Annotated in this window: 17 protein-coding genes and 1 pseudogene; 8 read left to right on the forward strand and 10 right to left on the reverse strand. The window is 60.5% G+C overall.

What is annotated here, in order from left to right; all coding sequences use genetic code 11:
- Window positions 1–8: 8 nt before the first annotated feature.
- The 4 genes and pseudogenes from K7H91_RS18520 to K7H91_RS18535 all read left to right on the forward strand — a co-directional run.
- A complete protein-coding gene (locus K7H91_RS18520; protein ID WP_230721714.1) occupies window positions 9–1,115 on the forward strand; it encodes an ABC transporter ATP-binding protein in 1,107 nt (368 codons plus the stop codon).
- Window positions 1,102–2,541: a CehA/McbA family metallohydrolase gene (locus K7H91_RS18525; protein WP_230721715.1), complete on the forward strand. Its 1,440-nt coding sequence runs from the start codon at window positions 1,102–1,104 to the stop codon at window positions 2,539–2,541. Before K7H91_RS18520 ends, K7H91_RS18525 begins: the two co-directional genes overlap by 14 nt.
- Before the next feature lie 66 nt (window positions 2,542–2,607).
- Window positions 2,608–5,703: an alpha-mannosidase gene (locus K7H91_RS18530; RefSeq protein WP_230721716.1), complete on the forward strand. Its 3,096-nt coding sequence runs from the start codon at window positions 2,608–2,610 to the stop codon at window positions 5,701–5,703.
- A gap of 481 nt (window positions 5,704–6,184) precedes the next feature.
- Window positions 6,185–6,313: pseudogene (locus tag K7H91_RS18535) on the forward strand (argininosuccinate synthase); the annotation flags it as partial.
- Window positions 6,314–6,454: 141 nt separating this feature from the next.
- On the opposite strand, the gene K7H91_RS18540 reads toward K7H91_RS18535, so the two are convergent.
- The 8 genes from K7H91_RS18540 to K7H91_RS18575 form a co-directional block, all read right to left on the reverse strand.
- Window positions 6,455–7,216, reverse strand: a complete 762-nt coding sequence (locus tag K7H91_RS18540) for an alpha/beta fold hydrolase (RefSeq protein ID WP_230721717.1) — start codon at window positions 7,214–7,216, stop codon at window positions 6,455–6,457.
- 5 nt (window positions 7,217–7,221) lie between these two features.
- Window positions 7,222–8,529 (reverse strand): histidinol dehydrogenase, encoded by a 1,308-nt coding sequence (gene hisD, locus K7H91_RS18545; protein WP_230721718.1) that lies wholly within the window; start codon window positions 8,527–8,529, stop codon window positions 7,222–7,224.
- Window positions 8,530–8,583: 54 nt separating this feature from the next.
- A complete protein-coding gene (locus K7H91_RS18550; RefSeq protein ID WP_230721729.1) occupies window positions 8,584–9,411 on the reverse strand; it encodes an ABC transporter permease subunit in 828 nt (275 codons plus the stop codon).
- Between the two features lie 65 nt (window positions 9,412–9,476).
- Window positions 9,477–10,265, reverse strand: a complete 789-nt coding sequence (locus K7H91_RS18555) for a taurine ABC transporter ATP-binding protein (protein WP_230721719.1) — start codon at window positions 10,263–10,265, stop codon at window positions 9,477–9,479.
- A gap of 62 nt (window positions 10,266–10,327) precedes the next feature.
- Window positions 10,328–11,299 (reverse strand): taurine ABC transporter substrate-binding protein, encoded by a 972-nt coding sequence (gene tauA / locus K7H91_RS18560; RefSeq protein ID WP_230721720.1) that lies wholly within the window; start codon window positions 11,297–11,299, stop codon window positions 10,328–10,330.
- Between the two features lie 104 nt (window positions 11,300–11,403).
- Window positions 11,404–12,099, reverse strand: a complete 696-nt coding sequence (locus K7H91_RS18565; RefSeq protein WP_230721721.1) for an aspartate/glutamate racemase family protein — start codon at window positions 12,097–12,099, stop codon at window positions 11,404–11,406.
- A 1-nt stretch (window position 12,100) separates the two neighbouring features.
- Window positions 12,101–13,303 (reverse strand): DegT/DnrJ/EryC1/StrS family aminotransferase, encoded by a 1,203-nt coding sequence (locus tag K7H91_RS18570; protein WP_230721722.1) that lies wholly within the window; start codon window positions 13,301–13,303, stop codon window positions 12,101–12,103.
- Between the two features lie 15 nt (window positions 13,304–13,318).
- Window positions 13,319–14,344, reverse strand: a complete 1,026-nt coding sequence (locus K7H91_RS18575) for a D-cysteine desulfhydrase (RefSeq protein ID WP_230721723.1) — start codon at window positions 14,342–14,344, stop codon at window positions 13,319–13,321.
- Between the two features lie 116 nt (window positions 14,345–14,460).
- Between K7H91_RS18575 and K7H91_RS18580 the strand changes: the two genes are divergently transcribed.
- Window positions 14,461–15,378, forward strand: coding sequence for a LysR family transcriptional regulator (locus tag K7H91_RS18580; protein ID WP_230721724.1), 918 nt, complete (start codon window positions 14,461–14,463; stop codon window positions 15,376–15,378).
- A gap of 28 nt (window positions 15,379–15,406) precedes the next feature.
- On the opposite strand, the gene K7H91_RS18585 is transcribed toward K7H91_RS18580, so the two are convergent.
- Window positions 15,407–15,826, reverse strand: a complete 420-nt coding sequence (locus K7H91_RS18585) for a hypothetical protein (RefSeq protein ID WP_230721725.1) — start codon at window positions 15,824–15,826, stop codon at window positions 15,407–15,409.
- A gap of 329 nt (window positions 15,827–16,155) precedes the next feature.
- Complete coding sequence (locus K7H91_RS18590) at window positions 16,156–16,392, reverse strand: helix-turn-helix domain-containing protein (RefSeq protein WP_230721730.1); 237 nt, start codon at window positions 16,390–16,392, stop codon at window positions 16,156–16,158.
- Window positions 16,393–16,610: 218 nt separating this feature from the next.
- Here K7H91_RS18590 and K7H91_RS18595 point away from each other — a divergent pair, with 218 nt between their 5' ends.
- The 3 genes from K7H91_RS18595 (at window position 16,611) to K7H91_RS18605 (ending at window position 18,368) form a co-directional block, all read left to right on the forward strand.
- Window positions 16,611–17,102, forward strand: coding sequence for a hypothetical protein (locus tag K7H91_RS18595; protein ID WP_230721726.1), 492 nt, complete (start codon window positions 16,611–16,613; stop codon window positions 17,100–17,102).
- A 52-nt stretch (window positions 17,103–17,154) separates the two neighbouring features.
- Entirely contained in the window at window positions 17,155–17,643 is a 489-nt protein-coding gene (locus K7H91_RS18600; RefSeq protein ID WP_230721727.1) for a hypothetical protein, read from the forward strand.
- Between the two features lie 470 nt (window positions 17,644–18,113).
- Window positions 18,114–18,368, forward strand: coding sequence for a helix-turn-helix domain-containing protein (locus tag K7H91_RS18605; protein WP_230721728.1), 255 nt, complete (start codon window positions 18,114–18,116; stop codon window positions 18,366–18,368).
- Window positions 18,369–18,395 lie beyond the last annotated feature (27 nt).

The following is an 18,395-nucleotide window of genomic DNA, read 5'->3' on the forward strand; positions in this document are numbered from 1 at the left end:
AAAGTTACATGGCATCGGTTGAATTCAAGAACGTAACCAAGAAGTTCGGCGCCTTCACCGCCGCCTCGGACCTCAATATCGAGATCGGCGATGGTGAATTCGTCTGCCTGCTCGGCCCCTCCGGCTGCGGCAAGACCACCAGCCTCAGGATGATGGCGGGTCTGGAGTTTCCGACCTCCGGCCAGGTGCTGATCGACGGCAGGGACGTCACCTATCTCCATCCCAAGGACCGGCAGATATCGATGGTGTTCCAGGACTATGCGCTCTATCCGCATATGAACCTCGAGGACAATATCGCCTACCCGCTGAAGGTGCGGGGCGAGGCTACCGACAAGCGCCATGCCCGCGCCAAGGAAGTGGCGGACGTGCTGAAGATCGGCGATCTGATGAAGCGCCTGCCAAGCCAGATTTCCGGCGGCCAGCAGCAGCGCACATCGCTTGCCCGCGCGCTCGTCTATCCAAGCCGGGTCTATCTGTTCGACGAACCGCTTTCCAACCTCGACGCCAAGCTGCGGCTCGAGGCGCGCGGCTTCCTGAACCATCTCCAGCACGATCTCGGCATGACGGCGGTCTATGTGACGCACGACCAGGCCGAAGCCATGGCGCTTGCGACCCGCGTTGCGGTGATGGACCGGGGACAGATCGTGCAATATGCGCCGCCGATCGAGATCTATCGTCGCCCGGCCAACACCTTCGTCGCCAATTTCGTTGGCAATCCGCCGATGAACCTTTTGCCGGTGGAGGCGATGATTGACGACGGAAAGCTGCATCTCAGCGCCGATGGGATCGCGATCGAACCGCTTGCCGTTCACGCCTCCTTTGCCGAGGCCCTGAAGACCGGCAACCGCCTGACGCTTGGCGTCCGGCCCGAGCATCTGGCCATCGGCGACACCGGACCTAGCACGATTACCGGCGAACTGTTTGCCAATGAGAATATGGGCCCGGAAAAGCTCGTGACGCTCGAACGCGAGGACGCGGCGCGTTTCACCGCCCGCATCTTCACCGATGACGAGATCATGCTGGGCAAGACCGTGACGCTCAACATGAAGGCCGAGCACATCACGCTGTTCGACGCCGAAGGCTACCGGCTGAAGCATGACGATGAAACGGCGTGACATGCAGGACATCGCGCTGAAGCTGATGCCCGCCGACCAGGCGCGCTCGCCCTATGCCTATGTGCCGTTTGACGTGCCGGATGGCACCACGCGGATCGATGTGACGCTCGACTATCCAAAGGCCGAGGACTGCGTCATCGATCTCGGCTGCGTCGATCCTCGGATCGCGCCGTTTCCCGCCGATCGCGGTTTTCGCGGCTGGAGCGGCGGCGCGCGCGACCGGTTCTTCATAGCGACCGATGATGCGACGCCCGGCTATATCCACGGCGAAATTCCGCCGGGGCGGTGGCAAGTCATGCTCGGTCTTTACAAGCTGCCCGAGTCGGGCGCGGACATCAGGATCACGGTGAGCCTCGACAATACAGAACGACCGCTCGCGCCGCAGCCCGCGCGAAGCTTCCCCGTGAGGGAAGGCACCGGATGGTTTCGCGGCGACCTGCATTGCCATACGTTTCACTCCGATGCGCGCGGCGCGCCGGAGGTGCTTCACGCGGCAGCGCGCCAGGCCGGGCTCGATTTCCTCGCCGTTGCCGACCACAACACCATCACCCAGCGGCGCTATTTCCATCGCGAGAGTTCGCCGGACCTCGTCTTCGTCCGTGCCATGGAAGTCACCACGGCGATCGGTCATGCCAATGTCTTTGGCGTCGACGACTGGATCGATTTCCGGATGGAAAAGCCGGAAGATGCCCACAAGATGGCCGCCGCCGTACATCGGCGCGGCGGTCTGCTGTCGATCAACCACGACAAGCCGACCATCCCCTGGGACTATCCGCTGCCGCAGGTCGAGCTGATGGAGGTCTGGCAATCGGCCTGGCCGCTGTGGAACTGGATCTCGCTTTCGCGCTGGCAGGAACGGCTGGCATCCGGGCTGCGGATCGCGGCGATCGGCGGCAGCGACTATCATCAGCCGGAGTGGTTGCTGCCGGAAGGGCCGCTGGTGCTCGCACGCCCGACCACGGTGCTCTGGATGGATGGGCTTTGCGAAGACAATATCCTCAAAGCCATGAAGGCGGGGAGGGGCTATGTCACCGAAAGCCCGACCGGGCCGCATCTCGAAATCACGATCGGCGACACGCCGATGGGCGGCACGGTGCTGCAGCGATCCTTCGACGCCGAGGCCATTATTCGCGGCGCAAAGGGCGATTGCCTCGTCTGGTTTGACGCCACAGGCGAGATTGCGCGACAGGAGATTGCCGCCGATGAATGGCGGGGCGGCTATAGCGGTTCCGCCAACGGCTTCGTGCGCGCGGAAATCATAGCGGACAAAAGCAGGCCGGATCTGATGGAAGCCTTCAGGCAAGCTGTCGGCGAGAAACCGTGGCCGGGCGGTGTCGACGAGGCGGCGATCGCCGCGCAGCCTTTCCGCCGTGCATTGTCCAATCCGATCTATCTGGGCATAGCCGACCGTTCCGGTACGCGCTGATTAGACGGCTTTTGATTTGGATTGGTGGAGTGGTCCCGGCGGTCGGACCAGATATGGGAGGTCGCGATGAAAGAATTCTCCAAACTCATGCATTTCGTGGAGATACTGCGCGATCGCATCTTCGTGGCGACCGAAACCACGGTCGACTTCGTCTTCAAACAGGCGCCGCCGGCAGACCGGGCCGCGATGCTCGCGGGGCCGGAAACGGACTGGGCGCCGGTTGACGCCCACACGGTCTGGGGCGAGCCGCAGAGCTATTTCTGGTTCCACGGCAGCATTTCCATTCCGCCGGCGCTTGAGGGCAGAAGGGTCTATCTCGGCATCGAGGCGATGTTTGGTCAGGTGATGGGGCGTTCCGATCCGCAATGTCTGGTGCGGATCAATGGCGAGATTGTGCAGGGCGCGGACTATAACCACCGCGAGATCCTGCTGACGAAGGCGGCCCGCGCCGGCGAGACCTTCGAGATCATGATCGAGGCGGGCACCATCGAGGACCGCCGCCAGCTCGGTTTCGGCGCGCGGCTTCTCATCCATGACATCGAGGCCGAGGCGCTCTACTACGATCTCAGAACGCCGCTCGACGTGGCGAAACATCTCGACGTCAATGACCATAGACGCGACTTCATCCTGAAAACGGTGCGCGAGGCCATCAAGGCCGTCGATTACCGTCCCGGAAACGAGCGGCGGTATAGCGAAAGCCTCAGCCGCGCCCGTGCGATCGCAGCCCGCATCTATGAGGCCGCCGATACCGAGCTTGCCCCGCATATCACAGTCACGGGCCATACGCATATCGATGTTGCATGGCTTTGGCGCATTCGCGAAACCCGGCAGAAGATGGCGCGCTCGATGGCGACCGCGCTTCGTCTGATGTCGGAATATCCCGAATACCGCTTCATGTATAATCAGGGTATTCTGCTTGACTATCTTGAGCAGGATTATCCTGTGTTGTTCGAAAGGATCAGGGACCAGCATCGCGCCGGCGCGTTCGAGATCGAGGGCGCGCTCTGGCTGGAACCGGATGCCAACATTACGGGCGGGGAATCGCTGGTGCGCCACGTCCTGCGCGGCGTCCGCTACCATCAGCAGAAATTCGGCGTCCGTCCTCGGGTATTGTGGCTTCCCGATACGTTCGGCTACAGCGCCGCGTTCCCGCAAATCATGAAGCTTGCGGGGCTTTCGGTGTTCGTCACCCACAAGATGTCGTGGAGCGACACCAACCGGATGCCGAGCGAAACCTTCTTCTGGCAGGGGATCGACGGTACAAGGGCGCCAACCTATTTCCTCACCACCCAGCCCGCCGACGCCACCACGATCGAGACCTCGTACTGTCCGGACCTAAGGGCCAGCGACGTTATGGGCGCATGGCGGCGCTATGCGAAGAAGGAAACCAATGACGAGCTGTTTCTCGTCTACGGTTTCGGCGATGGCGGCGGCGGGCCGACGCGCGAAATGCTGGAGCATATCCGGCGGATGGAGCGCGGCATTCCGGGCTGCCCGCGCGTGTCGCAAGGCCATATGGGGCCGGCGCTTGAGCGGATCGTCACGCGCATGCACGAAAATCCCTCCGCCTATCAGGTCTGGGTCGGCGAGCTCTATCTGGAATTCCACCGCGGCACCTTCACCTCGGTCGCAAAGGTCAAGCGCAACAACCGCCGCGGAGAGGCGATGCTGCGCGAACTCGAACTGCTCGCAAGTCTCGCCTGGCTCGAGGCTGGGCAGGCCTACCCGGCCGAAGAACTTGCCGCGCTCTGGGATATCGCGTTGCTGAACCAGTTCCACGACATCCTGCCCGGCTCCTCGATCGGCCTCGTCTATGACGACAGCGACGAGGACTACGCGACCTTTTTCGCCCGCGCGGAAATGCTGCGGCGGAGCATAGTCGAGGGTCTTGCCGGCGCGGGAGAAGTGCTGGTGGTCAATCCCTTCGCGCAGGCGACGACCGGGCTGGTGCATTTCGACAGGGACACGGCCATTGCAATTGCCGGCCGCACCTCGCAGACCCTTATTCTCCCCGATGGGTCACGCCGGCAGGCGGTTCCGGTCGCTGAAGTTCCGGGCCTTGGCGCCGTGCGCCTTGCGGTGTCGGAAGCGGGTGCATTGCCGGAAGCGCCTTCGCCACTCACCGTGCGCGCCGACCGGCTGGAAAACGATTACATCTGTGCGCGCTTCGATGACGCAGGCCGTCTTGTCTCGCTCTACGACAAGACGGCGGAACGTGAATGCCTCAATCATACCGGCAACCGCCTCCAAGCCTTCCGCGATCTGCCCGAGGCCTACGATGCCTGGGAAATAGACAGGACATTCGAGGACCAGTTTTACGAGATCGACCATCTGGTGAGCGCCGAAGTCGTTGAAACCGGTCCGTGGCGGGCGGCGATCCGGTTCGAATGGGTCTATGAGGCTTCGCGTATCGTGCAGGTCGTCTCGCTGGAAGCGGATGGTCGTCTGCTGGAATTCGACACTTTCATCGACTGGCGCGAGCACAATACCATGGTGAAGGCGGCGTTTCCGCTCGCCATCCACGCATCGTCAACCGAGGCCGAAATCCAGTTCGGGCACGTTAGCCGCCCTTCGCACGTCAACACGAGCTGGGACGAGGCGCGGTTCGAAAGCCCGATGCATCGCTGGGTTTCGATGTCCGAGCCTGGCTTCGGCGTCGCCTTCCTCAACGATTGCAAATATGGCTATGACGCGCGCGACACCACAGTGCGCCTCACATTGTTGCGCTCGCCCACCTATCCTTGGCCGGCGGCCGATCAGGGCGAGCATCGCTTCCGCTATGCGCTCGCGCCGCATGCGGGGCTAGATACGTCCTCAGTTTCGGCGATGGCCGAGCGTTTCAATCATCCGCTTGTGGCCCTCGAAGGCGAGGGCGAGAAGGCAGCGCATACGCTCTCATCGCCGTTCGTCATCGACAATCCCGCGATTGCTGTCGAAGCGGTCAAGCGCGCCGAAGACGGCAATGGACTGATCGTGCGGCTGTGGGAACGTCTCGGCGCGCGCCAGCGGGCGCGGCTCAAAATAGCTTCGGGTCTCACAGCCTTTGCAGAAACCGATCTTCTCGAAGAACCGATCGTAGCGCTGGAACCGCAAGGCGATCAGGTTGAACTCGCGTTTTCGGCTTTCGAGATCAAGACGCTAAGGCTTGTGCCCACATCCTGAAGGGGTTGAGCAAGGATTTACCGTCATGGACAAGTGGCAGGCGACCTGCCACGGGTTCGATTAGAGAGCAGCCCATTGAGGACGGACTTATAAAAACCTGAGATTGGCGGTGCAAAAGTTGGCCCCGGAAGCGGGCGCGAGCTCGCGTCGGCTAAGGGAGTTTGAGGGAAGGGGCCTTGGATACGTCCCTCATATCCTCCAGACCGACCTCAATGTCCGGGCAGGTGTGAACCACCACTTTTGACCGCGAAAGCTTGATTTTATTGGACAATGGGAATTGCCAATGGGGGGGACCTGCAGCACCCCTTTGCGATCAAGCCTGATGGCGTCCGACACGGCGACTGCAGATGCACGTTTAACCGCATCAATGTGGGTCCCGCTCGAACTGGTAGTCAGGTGCGTGCTCGTAGCTCAACGTTGGATCCTTGAGGCGATCACGTGAAAGCTCCCTCAGAAGATCCTCCGCTACCAGAAAGTCATCCTCGGCAGGGGTGATCTGGTTGAGAACCGGTTCGTCGGGATGAAATCCCGTATTGACTTTGAAACGCCCGGCGGCACGATCTTGCTTGCTGCTCATCACGGGATTGAATCGACCGCGCCGCTTCGAGCCAGATTTCGCCGAGATCGGCGGCGATCATTGCCTCTTGTGCCGCGGACCACTGATCAGACTCTTATCGATGCGTCCCGGATCTCCATCCACTTCGACGCCGATCGTGGGGAGGCCGTAAAGGGTTTTCCGGTCATGCCGCCTTCAGGTCTCCGATTGCAGAAAATCGGAAACGACAAGGTTGAAGATGTCGGGCTTTTCCATATGCACATTATGCGCGCAACCGGGCACAACAGCGAGGCGGCAGCCGGGGATAGTCTTCCACAGCGTCTCCGGCTGGCTCCAGCCATAGGAACGGTCGCCATCGCCCCAGACGACGAGCGTCGGCATCGGGAAATGCTGGAGCGCCGCTGTGCCGTCCCAGTGCTCCCAGGCAGTGAGGCTGGCAAGCGCTGCCTGCAGGCTGGCGCGTGAGCCCTCGGCAAGGCAGGCGGCGTAGTCTTCAGCGTCGGCTCCTTTCATGAACCATGTGGCGGCGATCCGAGCGGCGGTTGCCGTCAGCCCCTCGGATCGGATGCGCTGCCGGGATGTCTCGATCGTCTCGAACCGGTTCGGCAACATGCCAACCGGACCCGTGCCGTAGAGAACGAGCTTTTCGATCCGCTCCGGCGCCATCGCCGCCATCTGCTGGACCACCATGCCGCCCATGGAATGGCCGAGGAGGAGGAACGTGTAGATGCCGAGCGCATCCAGCGTCTCGAAGACCAGCCGGGCATGCCCCTCGATACTTTCGGGCGTTTCGAGATGGCAGCTCGAGCCGAAGCCCGCAAGGTTCGGCGCGATGCAGCGGAAGCGTTTGGAGAAGGTCGCAAACTGTGCGTCCCACATGCCAGCGCCGCCGAGATAGCCGTGGACCAGCACCAGCGGCGGGCCTTCACCCTCTTCTCGGCAGATGAGTGGACCCACTGCGTTCACTCGACCGCCGAGAGGTCGAAATTCTCACCGGGGAAATATTTCGCCAACCGGATATCGGCGGTGCGGGCGTGGCCTTCCATGCCTTCAAGGCGCGAGATGCGGGCGGTGGCAACAGCTACAGGCTTCGAGGCGTCCCGGCTGGATCGCTGCCAGGTCACCACCTTCATGAACTTGTGCACCGAAAGCCCGCCGGTATAGCGCGCGGCTCCCGATGTCGGCAGGACGTGGTTGGTGCCTGAAGCCTTGTCGCCGTAAGCCACTGTGGTTTCCTCGCCGAGGAACAGCGAGCCGTAGCATTTCAGTCGGGCGAGCCACCAGTCGAGGTCTTCCGCCTGCACGCTCAGATGTTCCGGCGCGTAGTCGTCGGCGGTTGCGGCAACCTCCTCGCGGGTATCGCAGACGATCACCTCGGCATAATCGCGCCAGGCGGCCTCGGCGCTTGCCCGGTTCGGCTCCGGCAGACTGTTGATGAGGTTCGGCACGATCGCCATCACCTGTTCCCCGAGTACAGCGCTGTCGGTCACCAGCCAGACCGGGGAGTTGTAGCCGTGCTCGGCCTGGCCAACGAGATCGGCTGCGACGATTTCGGGATCGGCGCCGGCGTCGGCGATCACGAGGCTGTCGGTGGGGCCTGCGAACATGTCGATGCCGACGCGGCCGAACAGGATGCGCTTGGCTTCCGCCACGAACTGGTTGCCGGGGCCGACGAGGATGTCGGCTTTCGGCTGGCCGAACAGACCGAAGGCCATTGATGCCACGCCCTGCACGCCGCCCATGGCGAGAATGCTGTCTGCGCCGCAGAGATCGGCGGTGTAGAGGATTGCCGGATGTACGCCGGTTTCGGGTCGGGGCGGGGACGCGACCGTAACATGGTCGCAGCCCGCAACCTTCGCCGTCGTCACCGTCATGATCGCCGAGGCGACATGGCTGTAGCGACCGCCCGGCACATAGCAGCCGGCGGTCTGGCAGGGGATGATCTTCTGGCCGGCGATGAAGCCGGGCGCGATCTCGATTTCGGTTTCGCCGATCGTCGCCTTCTGGGCCTCGGCGAACCGGCGGATATTGTCGTGGGCGAAGCGGATATCGTCCTTGAGCTTTTGCGGCAGGCTGGCAGACACCGCTTCGACCTCGGCGCGGGTGACGACGATATCGCCCTCGTAACGGTCGAATTTTGCGGCGTAGGCTTTTGCCGTTTCCTCGCCACCGGCTTCTATCTCGTCAAGAATGCCCTGGACGATCCCGGTGACGGAGGCCGCATCGCTTTCAGCGGTCCTGAGAGCCTTTTTCAGATATGTACGCGGCACGAAACACCCCCCTCACTTCGGGATAATACAGGAAACGGAAAGCGGGCAGGCGGTCTACGCCTTGCCCTTCCACGGCACCAGCTTGCGCTCGAGAAAGCGCATCAGCATGTCGAAGGCATAGGCGATCGCGGCAATCACGATAATGCCCATGATCACCGTCGGGGTCTGCAGAAACTGCGAGGCCGACAGAACCATGTAGCCGATGCCCTTGGTGGCGGCGACCATTTCGGCGGCCACCAGCGTCGTCCAGCCAAAGCCGATGCCGATGCGCATGGCGGTCAGGATTTCCGGCAGGGCAGACGGCAGGATCACGTAGCGCATCACCTTCCAGCGGCTGGCGCCAAAGGAATAGGCGGCGTGGATCTGCTCGATCGCCGCCGATTTGACCCCGGAGCGGGCGCCGAGCGCCACCGGCGCGAACACCGACAGGAAGATCAGCAGCACCTTCGAGGTCTCGCCAATGCCGAACCAGATGATCATCAGCGGCAGATACGCAAGCGGCGGGATCGGCCGGTAGAACTCGATCGGCGGATCGAAAATGCCGCGCACCATGGGGCTCATGCCCATGGCAAGCCCGAGCGGTATGCCGATCAGGCAGGCCAGCAGAAAGGCGCTGAACACGCGCGCCGCCGAAATCAGGATATGGACGTAGAGCGGCGTACCGGTGAAGCCGTTCTGCATCGTGTCGAAGAACTTCGCCACGATCGCGACGGGGGAGGGCACGAACAGAGGCTTGACCAGACCGAGCGCGGTCACGCCCCACCAGATCGCGATCAGCAGGACGATGGTGACGACGCTGAGGATCATGGTATCGCCATAACCCGGCACGCCATAGGTTTCGCCCGGCCGCGTCGCCCGGCCCTTGGAAAGGCGCGAGAGCAGGCCGCCGCTCTTATTGCGCGGCGCGGGTGCTTCCGTCTCCGCCGGCTTGGTCTTGGTGATATCGCTCATGCCGCGTCTTCCTCGTCGGCGAAGATGATGGACAGCACCTCCTCGCGCAGTTTGATGAATTCCGGCGAAGCCTTGACCTCGCGCGCTTTGGCACCCTCGATGAACTGGCGTGAAAAGGACAGGTCGAAGCGATGGGTGATGCGGCCGGGGCGCGGCGACATCACGATAAGCTTCGTGCCCATGAAGAGCGCTTCCTCGACGCTGTGGGTAATGAAGAACACAGTTTTTCTGGTGTTGTCCCAGATTTTGAGAATGAGTTCCTGGGCCTTTTCGCGCGTCAGCGCGTCGAGCGCGCCCAGCGGCTCGTCCATCAGCAGCACGCGCGGGTCGCAGGTCAGCGCCCTGGCAATGCCGATGCGCTGCTGCATGCCGCCCGAAAGCGCATAGATCGGCGAATCCTCGAAACCCGTCAGGCCGAGAAGCGCTATGAATTTTTCGGCGATCTGGTCGCGCTCGGCCTTGGGCCGGCCCTGCAGCTTCAGCCCGAAGGCGACGTTTTCACGCACCGTGAGCCAAGGCATCAGCGCGTGTTTCTGAAACACCACCGAGCGGTCGGCGCCGGGGCCCTCGACCTTGTGGCCGTCGAGCAGGATCTCGCCGCTGGTCGGCGACAGGAAACCCGCGATGAGATTGAGGAGCGTCGATTTTCCGCAGCCGGACGCGCCGAGCGCCACGACGAAATCGCCCTCGCCGAGCGAAAGGTCTATCTCCCGGAGCGCCTCAACCGGTGCGTTACCGCTGGCGGATGGATAGACGACGGAAGCCCTGTTGATTTCCAACACCATGATCGTGGTCCCATCTGCCCCCGGACCTTTCGGCCGGGGGCGTCATATTGAGATTGCCAGGCTTACTTCGCGGCTTCGGCGTAATCGGCGTTGACGAAGGGCGTGTAGTCGTCGGCAACATTATCGATGCGGCCTGCGGACTTCAGGAATTCGGACGTGCCCTTGATGGTTTCGGCCGCGCCGCCGAGCCAGGTGTCGGTCACCTGTTCCGACAGCGGCAGGAAGGCAAAGCCTTCGAGGATGCCGGGAACCTGTGACGGATCGGCGCCGGTCGCCTCGGCAAGCGTCTTTACCGGCTCGCTGTCGGCCGTCCACTTCGACGGATCGGCGAGATATTCCTTGTTGACCCTGTCGACTTCCTTCAGGAAGGCAACGATCTGTTCCTTGTTCTCTTCGCCGAATTCGGTGTTGACCACCCAGGCGTCGAAGGTCGGATAACCCCAGGCGGCGGTTTCATCCGCGCCGATCAGTAGCGTTCCGGTTTCGGAAATCTGGGCCTGCACGGGCTGCCAGATCCAGGCGGCGTCGATGGCGTTCTGTTCCCAGGCGGCGGCAATCTGATCCGGCGGCATGTTCATGATGGTGACGTCGCCCTCGGCGATGCCCTCATGCTTCAGCGCGCCCATCAGCGAGAAATGCGCGGTCGAGCCGACCGGCACGGCAATCCGCTTGCCCTTGAGATCGGCCAGCGTCTCGATGCCGGAATCCTTGGAAACGATCAGGGATTCGGCCTTGCCGATCACATCCGAGAACGCGATCATCTGCAGATCCACGCCCTGGCTCGCGGCAATTGCGAGCGGCGAGGAGCCGAGTTCGGACAGAACCACGTCGCCCGAGGCCATGGCAGCGATCACATCCGTGCCGGCGGCGAATTTGCGCCACTCGACATCCCAGCCGGTCGCCTGTTCAACGGCGTCGGACGAGGCCAGAAGCTGCATCGGCGTCGGGTTGCCGAAATGGCCGATAATCACCGTTTCCGCGAATGCGGCGCCTGACATTAGCACGGTGACCGAGCCAGCGATTACGCCAGTCATCAAAGTTTTCAACATTCCACTCTCCAGATTTGGTTTAGGCGGGGATTGTTCTTGTTGTTGAGGCTGAGACCGCTTCCCGCATTGCATGTTCAGCCGTTATTCTGTCACTTCTCCTGCCCGGTTGAAAATGAGATACATGCTCCGGCCAGAAGATCGATCGTATCGATGGCATGGGCCGCCGGATCGACGGCGTTGGAGACCAGCGACAATTCCGAGCAGGCTATCAGCAGCATGTCAGCGCCTTCGGACATCAGCGCGTGGGAGACCGCCGTCATCTGAGCGCGGGCATTGTCGTCGGCGCCGCGGGTCTTGATGTGGCGGATCAGCTCCAGAAGCGGCGCGTCGTTGGCAAGGTAAAGCGGACCGCGCCCGGTGTCCGCAAAGGCGTTGGTGAAAACGCCGGTGATGCGCACGGCGGGCGAGGCCAGCATGCCGATCTTCGCGCCGGGCCGCGTCTCCGAAATGATCGCCTCGACTGTCAGCCTCACCATATCGATGAAGGGAATGGCAACGGCGTTGCGAATGCCATCGGCATAATGATGGGCGGTGTTGCAGGGCATGGCTAGCGCCTCCGCGCCGAAGGCCTCGAGCTTTTGCGCCATGCCGGCAATCACCGGGCCGGGGTCCTCCCCATCGCCCTCGATCAGCGCCTTGATGCGCGAAGGGACCTGCGGGTTGTTGTCGACGATCATCGGCACATGATCGGCATCGTCCCTGGCCGGCGTGGCGGCGATGATGCGGCTCATCAGAAGCACCGTCGCTTCCGGCCCCATGCCGCCGATAATCCCGATCCGACGCATGTCAGGCAGCTCCCTTCAGGCGGAGTTGCTCACCGCAATGGATGATGATCGCGGCGATATGAGCGCAGTCATCGATGCTGAAGGTCAGCGGAATGCGCATGTCGAAAAGGCCGGAAAGCACCTGATCGGTCTTCGGCAGCGCCTGATCGGCGATGAAATTCCAACTGTGGTGGTTGCTGGTGAAGGCCACGGGATCGGCATCGCCGAACCATTTGAGCTCGACGCCGAGCGCCTTTGCACTGGCCACGAAGGCGCGGGCCGCGTCGGGCGCGATGCCCTCGATCAGAAACTGGATCGAGCTGCCGACGGGATGCTCGGCCGCCGGGCGCTCTGGCAGGTAAAACAGGCCGGAGGCCTTCAGCGCGGTTTCGATGGTCCTATAGCGCTCGTTCCAGCGTTCGATATTGGTCTTGAGCCCGGCAAGCTGCGGGCGCAAAATCGCGGCGCGAAGATTGTCCATCCGGCCCGAGCAATTGGGCGTTTCAAGCCGCGCCTTTTCGAAATGGCTCTTGTCGGGCGCCGCGCCATGGCGCTCATAGAGCATGTAGGAGCCGGAGAGAATGATGGCCCGGGCCATGAAGGCCGGGTCGTTGGAGGTGAGCAACCCACCCTCGCCGGAATTCATGTGCTTGTAGGTCTGGGTGCTGAAACAGGCGGCGAGGCCGAAATTGCCGCTTTTCGTGCCGTTCCAGTCTGCCCCCATCGTGTGAGCGCAATCCTCGATCACCTGAATGCCGTGGCGGTTTGCGATCGCTATCAGCCGGTCCATGTCGGCGATATGGCCGCGCATGTGGGAGAGGAGCAGGAAGCGGGCGCTCCCGGCCTTTTGCTCCAGATCGTCAAGATCGATCACCAGATCGCGCGTGCATTCGACCAGCAGAGGACGCCCGCCGGCGTTCACGATCGCGCCGGGCACAGGCGACAGGGTGAAGGCGTTGGTCAGCACCGCCTCACCGTGCTTCAGACCCGCCGCCATCAGCGCGATATGCATGGCATAGCCGCCGGAGGCGCAGGCGAGGCAGTAATCCACGCCCTGAAAGCCGGCGTAATCCGCCTCGAACAGCGCCGCCTCCGCTGTTTCGCCGGCAACCGTGTTGTAGCGATGCAGCCTGCCGCTTTCGAGCACGCGGATAGCCGCGGTAATCGCCGCCTCGCCAAGCGGTTCCTGCTGGGTAAACGTGCCCGCAAACGGTTTCGGTGCCATAAAGGAAATAACCTTCTATTCGGCGGCGACGGTGGCAGTATGATCGAAGGCGAACGCGCTTGTATAGCCAAACAATCCCGCCGAACCGCCGGTATGGAGAAAAACGATCTTTTCGCCTTTCTTGAACATGCCCTTGCGGATCAGATCGATCAGGCCGGCAGCGCCCTTGCCCGAATAGACCGGGTCCAGAAGGATGCCTTCGATCTGGGCAAACATCTCGATCGCCTCGATCGTGGAAGGGGCGGGGATACCGTAGCCCTCGCCGACATAATCGGTGTTGGCGATCACATCCTCGCGGGCGACGACGCCCGGGCAGCCGAGCTTTTCGGCGGTCGCAATGGCAAGCTTGTAGACGTTTTCCTCCTGCTTCGGCTTCGGCGCGCGCACGCCGATGCCGAGCAGCGGGATTTGCGCATTGATTGCCTTCATGCCGACGATCAGGCCCGCCTGGGTGCCGGCGCTGCCGGTGGCGTGCACCAGATGGTCGATCTCGAGATCGCGCTCATTGGCCTGGTAGACCAGTTCCAGCGCGCAATTGGCATAGCCGAGCGCGCCGGTGGGGTTCGAGCCGCCGCCCGGGATGGTGTAGACGGTCTTGCCGGTCTTGCGGACTTCGTCGGCGACCGCTTCCATCTCGGCGTTCATGTCGAGCCCGCCGGGACGCTTTTCGGCGGTCGCGCCGTGGAGGTAATCGAGGAAGACGTTGCCGTTTTCATTGTAGTTCGGATCGTTGGAGCCGGTGCGGTCCTCCAGCAGAATGTGGCAGGCCATGCCGAGCTTCGCGCCAGCGGCTGCCGTCTGACGGGCGTGGTTGGACTGGGTGGCACCCTGGGTCATGACCACATCGGCCTTCATCGCCGCTGCTTCGGCCATCAGGAATTCGAGTTTGCGGGTCTTGTTGCCGCCGGTCGAAAGCCCGGTGCAGTCGTCGCGCTTGATCCAGATTTCGGGGCCGCCGAGTTCCGCCGTCAGGCGGTCGAGCCGCTCCAGAGGCGTCGGCAGGTGGGCCAGATGAACGCGGGGAAAACGGGCGAGATGCATGGAAAACCAACCTTGATCAAATTGCGTGATTTCAAATCTTGCGCATTTCTTTTCATTGATCAAATGCCGTTTTCGCGCGATAAAATGCAAATATTGCATATTAGGGGGGGCTCAACGTGCGGCTGGAATGGCTTGAGGATATCCTGGCGGTGGTGGAGACCGGCTCGTTCAATGCGGCCGCCGCGCGGCGTAACGTCACCCAGCCGGCCTTCTCGCGCCGCATCCGTGCGATCGAGGATTATGTCGGCGCCGAATTGTTCGATCGGGACCGCAAGCCCGTCGGCCTCAAGCCGTCCATCTCAGCGGAGCAGGAGGAGATCAAGCGGCTGGTATCCGAGATGAAGGATCTTCTCTACGAACTGCGAAGGCAGGGCAGGGAGGCCAACAACCGGATCGTGATCGTCAGCCAGCACGCGATCACCACGTCGCGCGCGCCGGCCATCATCGAGACATTTTCGAACGCGATCGATGTCAGCGTGCGCCTGCGCTCGGCCAATCGCGACGAATGTCTGGCGCTGCTGATGACCAAACAGGCCGACCTGTTGTTGAATTATCAGTCCGGCGGCGAAGCCAGTTCGGACTCCGAAGACTATCTGGAACGCATCAATCTAGGCACGGAGGCCTTCATACCGGTGTTCGCCTCGCATAGGCTCGAGCTTTTGAACGAAAGCTACGGGCGCGGCGAGCTGCCGGTGATCGCATACCCAAGCGACGCATTTCTCGGTCGCATCTTCAACGAGGAGGTGATGCCTTCCATTCAGAGCGGCGAATTCGTCCATCGCAAGGTCGAAACCGCCCTGACGCTCGCCGCGCTGCAATTTGCCATCAGCGGTGTCGGCGTTGCCTGGGTTCCGGAAAGCATAGCGAAAGACGCGATCCGCTCAGGCCTGATTTTTGACCTCCGCAACGTGCTGCCCTACACGATGCTGACGGTGGTAGCCGTCCGCATTGCCGGCGCGCACACCGAAGTGCAGAACCTGTTGTGGGAGGAGATCAATGCTATGCGCTGGCCAAAGCAGGACGATCGTAATTGACTCGTCTTGCTTGGCCGGACGACTGCAGTCAGAATCTCACGCCGGGTCCCAGGGCAGGATTTGAACACTGTTTTTTTCGCACACAGCTATTCGTTAGCTCATCCAGGCTGCCTCGTGCCAAACGCTTGTTTCCCCAAAACGCGCTATGCTGAACCCTCCGGAAGACGGAAACCAGCATGCCGGACCCCACAAACTGTTGCATCGCCTGGCAGAAAACCACTGTCGCCGGCGCCATCCAAGGCATTTCCGCATGAAGCGCCGCGGAAATCTCATCGGCGCCTGCTTCACTTTCGATTTCGACCCCTTCAACGCCGGTATTCAGCAATTCTATAGCTTTGCGGAAATCGGTCCCCAGATGCATTATCTGTGCCTTTATGATGTGCACTGTCCACCGCCAGAACCGCGACCAATCATGACCTTTGACCGTCTCCTGCTGGGTGAAGTTCATTTGTAAGCTTTCACCGACGATTGGTTTTTTCAGGCGTTATAATAAGGGGTAAGGCGCTCAATACCCTTATTATGACGCTTTGAGGAAACCGGAATGGCCACAGACAGCTCAAATTTTAATGTGTGCCAATGACATTCCTAGCGCATTTCCGATCCTCCTGCTGTCCGTAATTCGTGCATGAAGTGGAAGTCGCGCTCGTATCGCAATCACCACGTTCCAGCGAATTGCCCAAGTCTAAACAGCCACCAGGCGACGACACTCACACGCTCCTGAACATGTCATCACGGACGTTGTGCGCGGTATAGACACGCACGCTTTTGTGGCAGCCTTCAGGGGCGGTTGAAGTCGTCTGCAGTTTTGGCGGGCAAGAGCAATTGCCAAGCCTCGACCTCGAGCACAGTTGCGAGACGATCCAGCACATCAATAGACACGCTATAGCGACGACGCTCCAGTGCGCCGACATAGGTTCGGTCGACTTCCGCAAGGTGCGCAAGCTCCTCCTGCGACAGCCCCTTTTCCTTTCGGGCTTGCCTTAGGTTTTTCGCAAAGAGCTCCCTGATGTCCATGATCTGGACATTCGAGACTTGATGAGTATATTTCCACGGAGTATACTCATCATATGGCGGCGATTTCGCCATGACAGCAAACCCAGAATCATTCCTGAAAGCAATGTTCTCTTCCCCTCCTAGATTCTCGTTACACCTCTCGCACTGCTAATAACGGAACCGTACGGCCTGGAAGAGACAACTGTGAAAGACGTCTGCGCAAATCGTGAGGGCAGCCCATGAAGACGAAACAGATCATCATTGCAGTTCTCCTGTGCTTAACCGCAGGGCCTGCGCACCCTGAGGTTATTGAGTTTCCAGATGACCAGTTCTGGCGAAATCTCTCGCAGGTGTTTGCGGAAGAAACGCCAGACTATGACCAGATCGCGCGCCGGACGCCGGAATACCGTCAGGCTGACGAATTCGATAAAGGCGATGTCCTTGCGGAACAGGTGCTGAAGCTGAAACGTATGAAAGCCGATTTCGGATCGGACGAGCAGGTGCTGTTCCGCGCCGCCATTCGTCTCGATGACTATGATGCCGAAAGAGGCGGCTTCGAGGCGGTCACCATTGAGTCTTCGCTCCGTCAATCGTATGCTGACGCACGCGGAGGTGTTGGAAACAAGGCCGATGTTAAACTAACAACACCAGATTATTGTTTTCGGCAAACCAAGCAGTTGCGGCTGTTTCTGTGCAAAACCGAAGTTGCATCACTATTGTTGCCAGCTTAAGCCTCGAGACGATGAAGATTGTGCGCAGTCTGCCAGATCTGGAGCTTATGGAATGAAGCCGCTACCTCTTACCTTGATCCTTGCCATGCTGTCGACAAGCGCATTCGCCCAGCAGAACTTCAGCTGCTCCTGGGGCAAACAAGGCGCCTGTCTTGATTATGGCGACACCGTATGCTCGAGCAGCGGCAAATGCGTCAGCGCGGATGCCGCTTGTTTCAGCAGTTATCAATGCAATTATGAGGGCTTCACCTGTAAATCGAACCTGACCGATTGCGCCGACCAATATGACAGCCTCATCGCCAAGTATAATACACTAGTGAATGATTATAACGGCCTGCTGCAGGATAATCAGGACCTGCAGAACGCTCTTCAGGAAACATTGAACGCGCTTGAAAATGTCCGTGCCGAGCGTGGCCGTCTGAGTGCTCAGGTCTACGAAATCCAGCGAAAGCTTCAGGCTAGCCAGACTTCGCTCCAGGAGCTTCAGGATTGTTTGCTGACGGCGGGTACGCTGGAAGATGCGCAGTACTGCGCTGAGTGATGGGAACGTCTCCGTTTCGTGTCCTCTTCACGGTCAGATAAAACGAATCACCACTATGTAGCGTGTCCTCGTGGCTCGAAGAGCATTGCAAAACTACGAACAGATCAGGTCTTATGGCCAGGAAGCATAAGATATCGACCTTAGAGACGAACTTTATTCAACAAAGTTGGCTTGATTTTGAATAGTGCGAAAATATCTTATTGACTTTTGTGTTTTCTATTCGAATCAGAAGCTTCTTCGAAGTTTCAATTCGAATGCAGTTCTTGAATCTGATTTCTCGCCATCGACGATGCTCTTCCACATTTCACCAGCAAACAGATTATATGCGAAAAATGAAAATAGGTTGTATTTTTCAGTATAAATTCAACCATAGGTTTTTTGCCGGCAAATAACGCCACTCACAGTGCGTTTTCATTCATTCGATCATGCATAGATAAGTGAAGCTGTTGACCGGAATAGTGTTACGGATAATGGCGAAAAACCGACACCCCAGAAAAGACCAGCTGCGGCATGAGCGCATCAAGTATGAGCTCGCCCGCCGAGGCTTGTCCTTGGCACATATTGCACGTCAGGCAGGCGTCGGCATTTCGGCTGTAAGTTCCGTATCGATCGGCAGAAGCCGGTCCACCAAAATCGAACAGCATCTGGCTTCCGCCTTGAACATGGACGCCGCCCAGCTGTTTCCGGAGCGCTACCCCGACACCAGCAAAGGAGCTTCAAAATGACCTAAGCGCATCTCTGGAGCTCTAAAA

The sequence above is a fragment of the Martelella mediterranea genome, assembly GCF_021021415.1.
Taxonomy (GTDB): domain Bacteria; phylum Pseudomonadota; class Alphaproteobacteria; order Rhizobiales; family Rhizobiaceae; genus Martelella; species Martelella mediterranea_C.